Origin of the sequence: Legionella steigerwaltii, assembly GCF_001468065.1 — a bacterium.
GTDB classification, from domain to species: domain Bacteria; phylum Pseudomonadota; class Gammaproteobacteria; order Legionellales; family Legionellaceae; genus Legionella; species Legionella steigerwaltii.
Genome location: NZ_LNYZ01000013.1, coordinates 333418 through 347143, shown reverse-complemented (window position 1 = coordinate 347143; position 13726 = coordinate 333418). Strand labels below are relative to the sequence as shown.

Here is a 13726-nt window from a genome sequence, read left to right as displayed (position 1 = left end):
TACAATCGCGTTAATAACAATATTAAGAAAGTAAAATTCCCTCATGAACCCATAAACTGGCACTTTGTTTTTATTAGGAAAATATATTCATGCCGTATGATCAAAAAATTTTTGCTGAAACTATAAATCAACTCGTTACTGAAATTCAGGTTTTGAAAGAATCAGGGAGGAAGTCCCTTAATTTGGCGAGACATAACCTATGCCAAAAATCAGGTGTAGAGCTCGCTACGATGTTAGGTTTTATGAAAGATTCCGGGGTGATGCATCTTATTCTGACTGGAAATGGGCTCGGACAAAAATCAGATGTAGAGCTGGCTGCTATGTTAGCTGCCTTAAACAATTCAGGGGTGAGGTATCTTGATTTGAGTTGGAATGACTTCTGGTTAAAGTCTGGAGCTAACCTGGCCTCTATGTTAGGTGTTTTGAAAAATTCAGGGGTGACACACCTTGTTTTGAGTGGAAATGGTTTGGGACAAAAATCAGAAGCGGAGCTGATTTCCATATTGGCTGCTTTAAAGGATTCTGGAATAACAGATTTTGATTTGAGTTGGAGTGACCTTTGGGTTAAATCAGGCGAAGCGCTAGCTAAGGTGTTACGTGCTTTGAAGAATTCTGGGGTGATGCATGTTGATTTGAGTGGGAATGATCTATGGAAAAAATCAGGAGCTGAGCTGGCCATTATGTTGGCAGCATTAAACAATTCCGGGGTGACACATCTTAGTTTAAATTGGAGTGATTTTTGGCAAAAATCAGGTGTAGAGCTGGCTACTATGTTGGGTGGGTTAAAGGATTCTGGTGTGCGACGTCTTGATTTGCGTGGAAATGATTTTTGGCAAAAATCAGGCATTGAGTTGGCTGCGATGTTTGGTGCTTTGAAAGACTCTGGGGTAAGTCATCTTGATTTACGCGGGAATGAACTATGGAAAAAAACAGCCACTGAGCTTGAGATAATCGTAAATGCTATTCCTAAGGATATATCGATTAGTTTAACTTGTTATGAATTAGAAAAGATGGATGAAGCGCAACGCAAGGTAATTTTGGCTCGTTTTCCAACCGCAGAACAAATGATCCTGGTTGATGAACATGAGAGAAATTTGGATGTATCGCTTCGAAGAGCTGATGCGAATACTTACAGGAAGCTTGGATTTAAAACCGCTGTCCCATCATTCTTAAATCTTTACGCATTATTTGTGGCGCAGAACAAAGAGTTATTGAAAAAACGTGAAGAGCTTCCCATGGACTTAAATACTTATATCAACCAAATCGGGAGATAAACAAAAGCAAAGAGGCAAAATAAAAAAAGATACAAATTACACATTAAGTGAGTTCTTTATACATTTTTAAACTTTTATGTTTGAATAAGAGGCATTACATTGCTAAAATCCCATCCCTCCATTTTACTGAACATATATTTTTAGAACTAGTGCACTATTTAATTGTAATTTTATTCTTATTCAACTCCGTATGTCATGCCAATATTGGTGAGCAGATTTTAAAAGAATATCAGTCTAAATTTTATACTTTACCTGTGACCCATCAAGAACACTTTGCTATGAGAATGTATACTTTAACGGGCAATGAAGAATACATTAATCCGATTATTAATTATCTTTATTTATTAGGTGGTAGATATAGATATCTATATAAAAACCTACAAAATGACACGGTGATTGAAATTGAAAACAAAAGATTATTATCCATTACTGAGAGCGATACTGAAAAAACCAAAAGAAGAATAAAAGAAAGTTTGAAATATCCCAGGATAGCCTACTATCTTAGTTTGCTTATTTTGACCAATAAAATATATTTTTATCATATGGAAGAAACCCCATTATTTCCTGACACGCTCAAAATTATTAATTTTTTAAAAACAAAAAGTAATGATTTTGAAAAATTTATTCTTGATGAAGAGAACATTAAAATATATGGTGCCCAGCTTATTAATTATGTTTATTATCTATACGATTTAGGAATTATTGACTTAAGAAAACCGTATACCCAAAAATTTAAGAAAATTTTCTCTGACAGTCTGGACGATCAATTAACTGATTTGGATTATTCTGCAAAAATTTATGGCATGACGCACTTTATTTTAAGTGAAAGTCGTTATTATCAGAAACAACTTGACCCGCATCGATTTGATTGGATTACTGAATATTTTAAAATCCATATCGATGAAATAATATCACGCACTGAATATGATGTGATTGTTGAGGTTGGTGTTTGTCTTATGCTTATCCAGGCTAACGATTTGAAAACGATTAGTAAAATCAAATCCCATTTAAAAACCATTTACAATAAAAACCATCACATACTTCCTAATAAGGAAAACTCATTTGACCTTATTAAAGGAGAGCACCGCAATATTTTAACAATCATGCTTTTTAGTTGGCCAAATAAATTAACCAAAGTCCCAAAATCATTGTTTCAAATTATGTTGGAAAAAAACTTTATTCTCAGTGAATATGACTCAAAGATACTCTTTGGATTTCGTGTTCCGTATTAGATGCTCGTATTCGTTATGCTAATAAGGGCTGCACATAAGTTGCCACTATTGTCTGAACGGTCAATGGTGCCAACTTATGAGATATAGATAGACATGTAGATATTGTCTTAAATGCAATTTTTTAACGAAATTTAGGTTGCTTGTAATTGTTGTAGCCTGGGTGCAGCGCAGCGAAACCCGGGTTACGTTAAAAAATCACGCTTCTATATCCCGGGTTTCGCTGCGCTGCACCCAGGCTACATGTTCTCTTAAGTTGTCACCATTGCCTGAACGGTTACAAATCTTCTAACTGTGGTAGTGGGGTACACCTGTTACACTATTATATTATTAATGATTCAGCTATATTTTAAAGAGAGGAGTTGAAAAAGGCATTCAAATGAAACTAAGTAAAAAACTCTGCTTTATGTTGGCTTATTTATTGGTACTCCTGCCTTTTATGGGTTTTTATTTTGGTAGTTTTTATACTTTCCTCCCATTTTTTGTGTTATTCACGATGATTCCTTTGATGGATGTTTTGATCGTTGATCAAAGTAATCCAGACAGTACTCAAGAGAACATGTTACTAAAGGACCAATATTTCAAGCTCCTTACCTGGATCTATGTGCCTTTGCAATATTGTTTTATGATTTTTTCGGCTTATTTGGTCGTTCATTTCCCGTTAACAGTAACAGAATTTATTGGATTTAGTCTGTCAATTGGACTTCTAACCGGCGGGATTGGAATTACCCTTGCTCATGAGTTAATGCATAAAAACTCCAGGACGGATCAAATCCTAGGTAAAGCTTTGTTAGTCAGTGTATGTTACGGTCATTTTTTTATTGAACATGTTCGTGGGCATCATGTTCATGTGGCTACACCTAAAGATCCTGCGACATCTAGACTAGGGGAAAGTTTGTATCATTTTCTACCAAGAACAATTGTTGGTTCTTTTCGTTCCGCCCTGCACATAGAGCGTAAGCGTTTAAGCCGTCAAGGATATCCAAGGTACCATTTAAACAATCAATTCTGGTGGATTATTGGCATGCCTCTTGTTTTGGCAATGGCTCTTTTTTGTTATGGCGGATGGCGGGCTCTTTTATTCTTTATCCTTCAATCATTGACTGCCATTTTTTTGCTGGAAGTTATTAATTATATTGAGCATTATGGTTTGGAGCGCAAGAAACTCGCTAATGGGTCCTATGAAAAAGTTTCAGCTCAGCATTCATGGAATGCGAGTCACTGGCTGAGTAACATGATTCTTTTTCAACTGCAAAGACATTCAGATCATCATGTTCATGGAGCACGCCCTTATCAATTGTTAAGACATATTGATTCAAGCCCGCAACTTCCTTCAGGTTATTTGGGAATGTTAATTCTGGCTCTTTTCCCTCCATTATGGAGGAAAGTAATGGATAAAAGAGTGCTGATTTATCGCTCGAAAAACTTATGAGTTCAATTTTGTATTATCTGCACTCCAATACTTGTATACTTTTTCGTCATCCCGAGTGCAACGAGGGATCTCCCAAAGTAACCCAATACAACATCATAGAGATCCCTCGTTGCACTCGGGATGACGCAGAGATAAACAGCCCTCAAGTCAAAATGACCCAAACCTACACCTAAATTAAAAAAATATCTCGTATGAAGTATTTAAAATAAAAATGCATTTTTTTAGTACTTTTTTAAGAAAAATATGTTAGAATTTGCGCAATTCGTAATTACTCAAGCCCAAAATTAATCAAATAGGGCGAGTGGAGGGCTGGTAAGTTTAATTAATCTCGAATCAATAACTAGGCAAAATATGCCTGATGGGTTGTATTTGAGTGCAATTAAGCTATATCAGCCTAAAAAATGCGGAGCATCATTGCCTGTCAAGAACTTAGGCTTCTTTCATTGCTTAGTTTCAACCTATCAAGCTTATTTCTAGCCTTAAATTTTTAAGTTGGTTAATCGCATATTAACCGAAACAAATAAATTTTTAATAGGTATATAGAAATGACACTTCGTATTTTATCATTTGATTTTGATGGCTGTTTATTTAATGGGGCATACATTGATGCACCTTATACAAATTGGAATAAACATCTTACTGATGCAGTAATTGTTCATAATCGGGCATTTTTAGATCAGTTAAAAAGCGAAAATGAACAGTATTCGCAAGTCATTGCATTGATTGGTTCTAATCGCCAATCTTATGATGCTGATTTTGGCAATGCAGGCAATGCGATTCATTTCAAAGGTTCTTGTGCCTCAGCCATTCAAACTGTGTGTGATTATTTGGGTGTTTCCTTTAATCCCTTGTTATTAACGGACCTATACAACTCTCTTGAACCAGGTAGTGCTTACAAGCTTATTATGGAAGAGATTAAGAATAATAAGTGGATAGAAGGGGGGTCCTTTGAACATCCAAACTGCCCAATGGATGAAACTAAAGTAGCACTTATTTTCGCGCAAATGCAAGCAGCTGCTACCGCTCATCCTGATGAAGAAATAATCTTTGATTTTTATGATGATCGCCTTGATATATTGGGTAGGTTACAAGAATTTTATCAAACAAACCCACACATGATCCCACCCAAAGTGACCTTACGCCTTAACAACTATGATGGTTCACAAATCACTTTGAAAGCAGCGTTAGCAGGGAAACCGGAAGGAGTCATTTTCAATAATTATAGTGAAACGGTGGTTAAGCTGCTGGATACTCGTTTTTGGGAGTACAATCAGATTGCCGAAGAGTTGAAGCTCGAAATGCAACAACCTGTGATGCAAGGCGATTTGGTTGCTCAACCAGAACAATTCGACTCTGCAAATGCAAATGCAAATGCAGTGGAAGAGGGTGAGAAGGAAGCGAATTATGAGTCTCAAATTGCAATTGATACCCAACCTATGTTTTTACAGCCTGCTGAAACACTTGAAGATGAAGTCGCTCTGGAAAAAGAAGAACCTTTACCGCTAGAGGAACAAAAGCAAGCCGTTGCTATCGCTGCTCCTGCCGCTCCTGTTGTTGCCGCTGTTCCTGTTGCTGCTCCTGTTGCTGCTCCTGTTATTGAAGAAAAAGCATCCAGGGTCACCGAGGTTACAGCTGCTTCTAATCCAGGACGCAATCGCCATGGTTTTCACAATCAGGCCTCTCATGCCACTAATCGTGCTCCAATACCTGCAAAATATTTTCAAGATAGTTGCGGCTTCAGCAGTCCAACTAGTGGAAGTAGCTGCATTCTTTCCTAAGTTTTAACATCTAGCAATTGTCTTGAACTAAACATTTAAGGCAGTTGCTACACTTGCTTTGTTGGGTCAAAATTGATCCAACCTACTTATAATTAATGTCTATGAAGGAGTCGATGTAATACCTTCTTTGGGGATGATGTCTCCATTACTGGTGGTATTAACTTGAGTACCATATACCATTCTTGATACTGGGCTCCAGAAGAAAGAAAACCAGCCACTACTTGCTTCTACGGTTGTTTTTTCCGGTTCTTTATTTTTTTCTTTGAGGCGATCAACTACACCAAGATGTTCTATAGCATGTCTTTCTGCTAATTTCATGAACTCGGTTTCGGCAATGGGAGGAAGTGCATAGGGTCTGTCTTTATAAAATCGTTCTGCTGCTGTTGCGATTAACCCATTAGCTTGTTTTAGCAAGTGCAGTTCATCTACTTCAATTTTTTCACTAGGGACTATGCTACGCAAGGCAGCTAAGTCATAGATAAAGATTCGAATTTGTTGATAAAGCTTTGCAAAATCTTCAATAGTATTTGCAAATTGTTCTTCATAGCTTTTTGTTAGTTGTTCAATGCTGTATTTTTCTAGCCCTTTTCCACTCAGTTGTTTATAGATATGAGTTATTTTGATTGCTGATGGATGATTGGGCAGTTTTTTATATTCTTCTGAATTGATAATTTCACTCAGAATAACCGAGGGGCTATTCTCGGTATGATTTAATTGCATTAATAATTCACTAAAAAATTTTGTTAAGCGATTATCTATAGATTCCTGCAGGTATTTGAAATCCTTTTTAATGCCTTGGGCTCGAACTACTAATGTATGGTTTATGCTCGTGAAACTTAAAAGAAGAAGTTCTGCGACATACTGTCGAATCGTTAAATTATCTGATTTAGAGAGTTCTTTAAATTTAGTTAAGATATCAATGATTGCTTGATAGAGATCTTCTTTTTCCTTTTCTTTTTCAATGGGGGACCAATCATCAGTTAAATATTGTTGACTAACCTGACGAATCACTACGCCAAATGTTTCTAACACATTTTTGCGATTCACTTCAGAATCCAAAATGGATGCTTCTATGGATGCTTCTTTACTGGCAATTTTTTTAATGTTTTCTTCTAAGACTAAGTTTGCAGTATTAATTAAATCCGCAAGATTTTTTCTTTGTGTATCAAGACCAAAAATTTTAAAAAAATGAGCTTGCATTAATAAAGCATGCTCTTCATTAACATAGCCAGAGTATGTAGTAAAAACGTCATTGAAGAGGCCATAGACATGTCCTTTATTCAATATCTTGCGTTGCTTTGTGAGACCCATGTAGGAATAATAGGTTAAATTATATGCATCATAGCCAATTTGATTTTTGGCTATGATGGCATACAGTTTTCGTAAAATAGTAGGGAAATCGAGTGAACTTAAATTAATTGATTTCGTTTCGGTATCGTCTCCCAAATACTTTCTACCTAAAGCAGAATACTGGTGAAAAATCTGGGTGCCATCATTAAATTCTACATGATGTCTACTTAAAAAATTAAGTATCTTATATATCATTAATTTTTGGACATGAGTGGTTTTATAACCATTAGGGCAGACAATTATTCCTTGTTGGGAACCGTTATTTCCAGTTGATCCTGTTCCATGATGTCCGGGCATGGAATAACGAACATAATTTTGTGTTTCTTTGGAAACTACCTCAGGACAAATTGGGGTAAATCCCCAATCCGAGCGTTCGTTTGCATAAAAAATTAATTCAGTATTTTTTATAATTTGAGGCAATATAAAAAATCGTTCGTCATACCAAGTAATTGGAAAACAATCCCCAGGGACGGGATCTACACCAAAAAGATTTATTGATGCATTAGGCAGAGATGTTTTTAGTAGATTAAACCATTGCTCTTGATCTTCTTTGGGTATCTGATTAATTTGAGATTTTAAAACCTCTATAATATCTGGTGTATTGTTGGTCGGCGTGCCCTTGTGTCGTTTGGTTTGTTGCTCAGTTAAATGTTTCAATACCTCTTCAAAAGAAGCACACGTTGCAACCATTTTTTGTATTGCTTCTAATTCATGAGCTATCAAAATTGATTCAACAACACCTCTACTATGAGCAATAATATTGATTGATGTTTGTCCTCGAGCTATTGCTTTTAATACTGCTGCCAGACCTAGGGCAATTTTTTCTCCTACGTTAGCACCATCCGTTTTAGGTCCATTAACTACGGCAATTTCATCAGCCTGAAAAGGGTACGGATTTTTTAAGTCTCCTTTTGTCGTGTTAGCAGGTGAACTTGTTTTAATTAAAGAAGAGATGATGCTTAATGTTTCTCCCTTAGGATAATCTTTTACTTTGGATCCCTTAGTATAAGGAGTAGGTTTTCGGGTTTGTTTTAATTCAGGGGTAAAATCAGTGAGCGTCCCTAGCATTGTCAGTGTAAATGGTTGCTTTTCAATTTTACTGTCCATAGTATCTGCCTCATATTGTGACACAATGATCTATTATTCTGAATATAATTCATCGATTCTTTGCGGTTAATAACAATCAATCTGTCGAGGTTCAGCCACTTAACCCTTAAATAATTGGTTAGTGGTATTTTTTTATATTTTCATTTTTAGAAAATAATAGCAATAAAAATTGTCTGATTGTATTAAAAAGAAGATGACGCGGAACTCAGTTAGTATTTTATTAATTTTTATGTATAATGCACAAATAATAGTCATTTGAGCTGTGGCTGTGAGAGTTTATAGTAAAAGGAATATAGGGTTTCAGGAGGTTTATACTGATGACGACGTTCTCCCACTGGGTATAGATAAACCAGAGAAGAAACCATTTATTATCTTAACGATACCTGATGATTCTCTGAATACTCTGTATCTAAGTCAGGAGTTCCCCTTGTTTAAAAAACTGGGATACTCTGAGGTCATTAGTCCATCACAAATTTTAACGATTACGAGCAAAAGAAAAGTTGAGTTTGTGATCAACGCAATTCTTTCAAGTGCTGATTACAATCATGCTCAAAATGAGGTTTTACTCAATAGATTAAGGTTAATACAGCAAGAACTGGTTAGAACAATAAAACCCAAAAATCTGCCCCCTAAAAGTAAAAATCTCGCAAACTATCATCCAGTCAATGTCAAAATTACAAGAGAGAATAATGCGCCTGAACCTATCCATAGTGCTACGAAAGTACAAAAACACAATAAATCAACTATAGAAATTTTAAAAATTGAAGAGTCAGGAAGAAGAATTACTGAAATTGAGGCCTTCAATGGCATAGGTTATCGCCTCCTGCTAAATGACCGTACCCCCAGAGTCAGAAGCGTTCATGATGCTGAAGAGCATAGGCGTGGTGTTCTTTCTCAAGAAATAGATAATTTTCAATCTTTGCATGATTACTATCTAAAAGAGAAACAGAAGACCGGTTTCATGCGTTCACCAATGCAGAAGGATATAGTAAAATCAGGTATTGGTAGAATATTAGCTGCTGCCTATACTGAGGAAGAGAATGATCTTCATGGTGGCAATATTCAATATGATCCAATCAAGATTATATCTCGCAAAATTGATCATGACCAAGCAACTTGGCCATTCACCTCAAAATATCGAAATAAAAATCCTAATAAGACACGCTATAAAGAGGACGAAAGAGCTTATGGCTTAAAACCTAAAGACGCTTTTCCTATAACTCAAAGAGATATAACTAATTTTCCGCATTTACAGGATGCTAAACCGCAGGCTTTTCCCGACGAGACTGATAGTGGCCTTTTGGATCTGCAGGGAATTGAAAATGATCCTGATTTTATTAAAGATGCCTTTTCAGTTTTTCTTAAAAGAGCCTTATTCGATGAGCAAGTTTATCGACCTATTGCTAATGCAACTATTGGGAGTCTTAAATTAAGAGAGGAGTTAATCGCTCACAAAATCAGGCGCAGTCAATTACTTAGAAAAGAATTGCTAGAAAACGAAAAATTTTTAAATTTTATTATCAGCAACCCTAGTTTAAAAGCACAGATCCTCGATGAATTTAGAGAATATAACGAGGACTATAAAGAAAATAGCTCATTGCGTCTTAATCTTGATGATTTAGGAAATAAATTTGATGCTTTTATTGGGCAAACATTCAATAAAATAAAAGAAAGGGAAGGCACAGCAGTTAGACTTGTTGAAACCTACTATAAACCTTATCTAGATTATAATTCATATCAATATAAAGAAGCGGTTGATGATTCATCTCAACGAAAACAAGCAACAATAGAACAGATTAAATTAGCGCTTCATGTTACTGACAATCAAGCTGAATCATATTTCAATAACGCCAAGGGAATGTGGTTAAGTAATCCAATAAACACGAAATGGGAAGTTATTAGTCGAAAAGCAGAAAATACTCTTGAGGAAATTTTAGCAGATATTATTAAGCTGGATGGGAAACTTGGGTTTTTTGGGGGTGAAGAACGTACTCTAGATAATGGTAATGAAATTATAATACCCAAAGGTGCTGCCGCTATTTTTGATCTATATAAAAAATATAAAAATAATGAAATTCCTTCTGCAATGGAAGCCTTAGAAGCGATGATTAAACAAGCAGCCATTTCAAACGCGTATAAAGGACACACTTGGTTTAATCGCCGTCAGAATGAAACATCTGATGTTTATAATAATATTGTTGCTATTCAGCATAGAATATTTTTTGAAGATGGGCTGAATAATTCATTAGCGTTCTAAATCGAATAAAAATGGTGTTACTTTATTTCTTAACCACAACATTTTTTAGCATATCACTAGACTCCTCTAAAGCATCATTAAGTTTTGATACTACATCGTAATTTGAATGAAAAAATCGATGTCGTCCACTCCTTACATCCGGTTTGGCTAAAGCAATAGCTTCTTCCTTTGTAATTTCTGCTGCTTTAGCATAGGTTTTAATTGATTGTCGCAAGGTTTTATCTAACTGAGATATTATTTCATAATAATTATTTGATTCGTCAATTGGCTTCGCAAAATCGCGAGTAAGTTGTTCGGTAGCACTTTGTAATTGCTTTATTTTTCTTTGAATAATCTGGTATTTTTCGTGACCTACGCCATATTTTTTTTCTAGCTTATTGGCTATTTCTATTAGAGCTTTCTCCAAATTGACTGCTGCACCAACAACAATTTGCTGCTTTTTTTGAAAAAGGCCATAAACGGCAACAATGTGTTCTTGAGTATTATATTTTCTGATGTAGTCGGCATTATAATTTCTAATGGGGCTAAACGTATGTTTGGAAGGATTGAAGTCTTCAACATGATTCGTATAAACATCTAAAATCTTGTCATATTCTTGATAGTAATTTTTAGTTCGAGACCGGTATTCTGAAGCAGGATACACATCATCAGACCAAGGATCACAAATATAAGCATCTTTACCCCAAGTTTCTGGTTTCTTCGGATCATAATCACTACCTTTTTGTATTCCAACCACTAGTACCACGTGGTTTCCACCTAGTAATTGAAAAACCTCTGCATTAATATGGGGAGCATAATGAGCAATATAATCTAAAGCCAATTCAGCAAGCTCATTGCAATTTCCAATTGAGTATTTTTTACTGCATTCTATCGATTGGTAAAATTCGTAAATATAATAGTCAAACTCCAACCATGAACTTGCAGCTTCTTGAGATTTTTCCCTTATCGCTTTTACTGCGTCACTAAGACTCTTTTTCTTATCAATAGGATACGAATTATTAATAAGTTGAGTTCCACCTTCTATGATAAATTCTCTTGCGTATTTATTAGCAAGCTGAGCTGCATCCTTATTTGAATAAGGGACAATGGGTAAACCTAGTTTCATAATTAATTAAATTGATTGGTTTTAAATCAAATTATAGTTGAAGAAACTTAAGCTTTCATTATTCTGAAAACTGGCAAAATAGAAAAGCTCAAAATTTTTTTTACAGCGATTATTCCATGATACCTTTCCAACCAGGCTTTGGTGGATTGGATTTAAAGTGTTGGCACCGTTCGATGAATATAGGTGCAATAAGATCTGCGGGATAGATTTCCAGGCATCTTTTAAAATGCTCAATAGCCTCATCCCATAATTGTTGTTTATAAACTAAGAAGCCTTGTTCAAAGGCAGAATTGTAAGCATGGAGGTCAAACTCAAGATTTTGAATATCATCAGTTAAGAGTTCGTAAATGCAGCAGCTTTGAGTGCGCCCCTTGACTACAACACAGTCGATCATTCTTAAAATAAATTGATCTTTTATTATTTCATAAACCGTATCACTTACAATAATCTTCGTGCCGTAATTTTTATTGATATTTTCGAGTCGACTCGCAGTATTAATTGTATCTCCAATCGCTGTATAATTTAGACGCTCTGATGAGCCCAGATTCCCTACAATCGCATCACCCATGTGAATGCCAATGCGAGTGAAAAAAGCTTCCTTTCCTTTTTGCTGCCAAATTTTATTTAACTCGTCTAATTTTTTTTGGCATCGAAGCGCTGCTCTTGCGGCATGATGGCAAGGTTGCTCATCGGGTAAAGGAGCACCCCAAAATGCCATAATAGAATCGCCAATGTATTTATCGATTGTTCCTTTTTCATCAATAATAATTTGCGATAACTCTTCTAAATATTCTCCCATTTGCTGCATTAACTCGCTGGGGTCCATTTTTTCAACGATGGTGGTAAATCCTTTAATATCTGAAAAAAGAACAGTCATGGTTTTTCTAACGCCTCCCGTTCTTATATCTTCACCCGATTCAATTAATTGTCTTACAAGAACTTTAGGAATGTATTTTTGGAATAGTTTGAGTCCTAATTTCATTGAATTGACGGCGTTTCTTAATTGAATCACTTCTTTTATTCTGGATTTAATGACAATTTTGTTGCCTAAATTAAATTGCTTGATATTTTCTGTTTCAGCTACCAGTATTTTAAGGGGTTTTACTATATGACTTACTAAACTAGAAACTAAGAATATTCCTAATATCAGAATACTTAAGCTGATGTAAATAGTTACTAAATTCATTTTTCTTAAATTGCTAATAAAATCGTTTTGAGGCGCTATAATGCCAATAAACCAGCCATGAGTTGCAAAGGTTATACTGGGTACATAGGTAACCATATAAGTTTGGTTATTATAGAGATAAGAAAAAGTAAGTAATCCCGTCCCACCTTTTCGCTGGTATTCTTGGAATGTTCTGTCTATTAATGACGTTGAATGAACATCGGTGTTCGCTATTAATTTAGTAAAAGATGAATCCCCTGAGGCGATAATTAAACTCCCTTCTTTATCAACAATAAATACGTAACTGTTGGGGGTTATTTTTTGAATTTTTTTAATAAATTGAGACAAATCATTTAAATTAATATCAAGAGAAAATACCCCAAAGAGTTTCCCATTTTTAAATGCAGGAGTACTAACAGTCACGCCTTTATTGTGAAGAAAATAAAATAAATAAACATTGGTCCAAATGGTTGTCTTTTCTTTTTTTGCTAGAAGGAACCAGGGGCGTGTACGAGGATCATAACGTAAATCATTTGATAAATATTTTTTTATGATTTTTCCTTGAATATCGCGATTAATAATTGTTCTTGTGGCCACTCCATGATTTCGTTGGTAAATATTGGTAGTGATACTGCCATTAGGTTCTTTTAGTGAAAAAATAAAATTACCCTTTTCGTCTGCCCAATGTGCTCCATCTGCTATAGGTATCATTTTAACTATATTTACGGTTAATGGCATGATTTGCAACGCAGAGTTTTGAATCACTTCTTCTTGAATGAGATGAGCTGCGAATTGACTATGTATTTGAGCCGGCATTAGATTTTTATGCAATTTATTTAATATCAGTAACGATTCATTCATCATCCGTTGATGAGCGATACGTGACAGGGCTTCAGAATAGCGTTGAGTGGTTACCAGGAGGATCAATAAGATAGTGGTGACAAAAAGAGAAATAAAAAGAAAGAGCATACTCACTCGCAGGGGCACAATCATATTATTGATTTTTTTTAAAACACTCTTAATCATGCC

8 protein-coding genes are annotated in these 13726 nt (G+C 35.3%); 5 read left to right on the top strand and 3 right to left on the bottom strand.

Annotated features, from left to right (window positions below):
• Positions 1–89: 89 nt before the first annotated feature.
• The 4 genes from Lstg_RS09320 (at position 90) to Lstg_RS09305 (ending at position 5713) form a co-directional block, all read left to right on the top strand.
• Complete coding sequence (locus Lstg_RS09320) at positions 90–1274, top strand: leucine-rich repeat domain-containing protein (protein WP_058477392.1); 1185 nt, start codon at positions 90–92, stop codon at positions 1272–1274.
• Positions 1275–1423: 149 nt separating this feature from the next.
• The gene (locus tag Lstg_RS09315; protein WP_058477681.1) at positions 1424–2506 is read left to right on the top strand and encodes a DUF3541 domain-containing protein; all 1083 of its coding nucleotides are present in this window, start codon (positions 1424–1426) and stop codon (positions 2504–2506) included.
• 376 nt (positions 2507–2882) lie between these two features.
• On the top strand, positions 2883–3935 hold the full coding sequence (locus Lstg_RS09310) for an alkane 1-monooxygenase (RefSeq protein ID WP_058477391.1): 1053 nt from the start codon (positions 2883–2885) through the stop codon (positions 3933–3935).
• A 545-nt stretch (positions 3936–4480) separates the two neighbouring features.
• Positions 4481–5713, top strand: a complete 1233-nt coding sequence (locus tag Lstg_RS09305; protein ID WP_058477390.1) for a hypothetical protein — start codon at positions 4481–4483, stop codon at positions 5711–5713.
• Positions 5714–5812: 99 nt separating this feature from the next.
• Here Lstg_RS09305 and Lstg_RS09300 read toward each other — a convergent pair whose 3' ends face one another.
• A complete protein-coding gene (locus tag Lstg_RS09300) occupies positions 5813–8170 on the bottom strand; it encodes a hypothetical protein (protein ID WP_058477389.1) in 2358 nt (785 codons plus the stop codon).
• A gap of 427 nt (positions 8171–8597) precedes the next feature.
• Between Lstg_RS09300 and Lstg_RS09295 the strand changes: the two genes are divergently transcribed.
• On the top strand, positions 8598–10427 hold the full coding sequence (locus tag Lstg_RS09295) for a hypothetical protein (protein WP_058477388.1): 1830 nt from the start codon (positions 8598–8600) through the stop codon (positions 10425–10427).
• Positions 10428–10449: 22 nt separating this feature from the next.
• Here Lstg_RS09295 and Lstg_RS09290 read toward each other — a convergent pair whose 3' ends face one another.
• Together Lstg_RS09290 and Lstg_RS09285 are read right to left on the bottom strand one after the other, a co-directional pair.
• On the bottom strand, positions 10450–11532 hold the full coding sequence (locus tag Lstg_RS09290; RefSeq protein ID WP_058477387.1) for a hypothetical protein: 1083 nt from the start codon (positions 11530–11532) through the stop codon (positions 10450–10452).
• A gap of 109 nt (positions 11533–11641) precedes the next feature.
• On the bottom strand, positions 11642–13723 hold the full coding sequence (locus Lstg_RS09285; protein ID WP_058477386.1) for an adenylate/guanylate cyclase domain-containing protein: 2082 nt from the start codon (positions 13721–13723) through the stop codon (positions 11642–11644).
• Positions 13724–13726: the final 3 nt, after the last annotated feature.